The 808-nt window shown below is 78.7% G+C and carries 1 protein-coding gene; it reads left to right on the top strand.

Annotated features, from left to right (window positions below):
• Nucleotides 1-808: polyprenol phosphomannose-dependent alpha 1,6 mannosyltransferase MptB (gene mptB, locus GTW08_RS13890; RefSeq protein WP_202417148.1), on the top strand; the 808-nt coding region annotated here is incomplete at both ends.

The following is an 808-nucleotide window of genomic DNA, read 5'->3' as shown; positions in this document are numbered from 1 at the left end:
GGGGCGGTGCTGCTGACCGGCGGCGCCTGGGCGGTGGTGCTCCGCCCCGGGTCGACGGTGGCGCTCGGCGCCGCGGTGGCCGGGACGGGGCTGGTCGTCGTGGCCTGGGTGCTGCTGGTGCGCGCTCCGGTGCTCCCGGTGCAGGCGGTGCGGGCGCTGCTCGCCTGGGCCACGCCACTGCTCGTCGCACCGCCGCTGTTCTCCCGCGACGTGTACAGCTACCTCGCCCAGGGGATGGTCGCGCTCGGCGGCGCCGACCCGCACCGGACCGGTCCGGCGGCCGGGCTGCCCGCCGGGTCGCCGGTCCTCGCGCGGGTCGACGGCTACTGGAGGGAGACGCCGTCGCCGTACGGGCCGGTGACCGACCTGTGGCAGAAGGCGGTCGCCGCCGTCGCCGGGGACGGGGTGGTCGCCGGGGTGGCGGCATACCGGCTGCTCGCCGTCGTCGCGGTGGTGGGGATCGGGTGGGCGGTGCTGCGCCTGGCCCGTGCCCACGGGATCCCACCGGGGACGGCGCTGGCGTGGGGGGTCGCGAACCCGCTGGTGCTCTGGCACGTCGTCGGCGGGATGCACAACGACGGCCCGATGCTCGCGCTGCTGCTCGTGGGTCTCGCCGTCGGTCTGCGCGGGCCGTGGGCGGCGCTCGCCGCGGGCGCCGTGCTCGTCGTGCTGGGGGCGTTGGTGAAGGCCCCCGCAGCGGTCGGGCTCGTGGTCCTGGCGGTCGCCGCGGCCCGGTCCGCGCCCGGCCGTACCCGCGGGTGGGGGGCGGTTGTACTGGTCGCGGGGGTGGCCGCGGCGGTCGCGGTAG

The sequence above is a fragment of the Pseudonocardia sp. SID8383 genome, from assembly GCF_009864975.1.
Classification (GTDB): Bacteria; Actinomycetota; Actinomycetes; order Mycobacteriales; family Pseudonocardiaceae; genus Pseudonocardia; species Pseudonocardia alni.
Note: the sequence above shows the minus strand (reverse complement) of the source record. Positions and strands in the feature narration are given on the sequence as shown.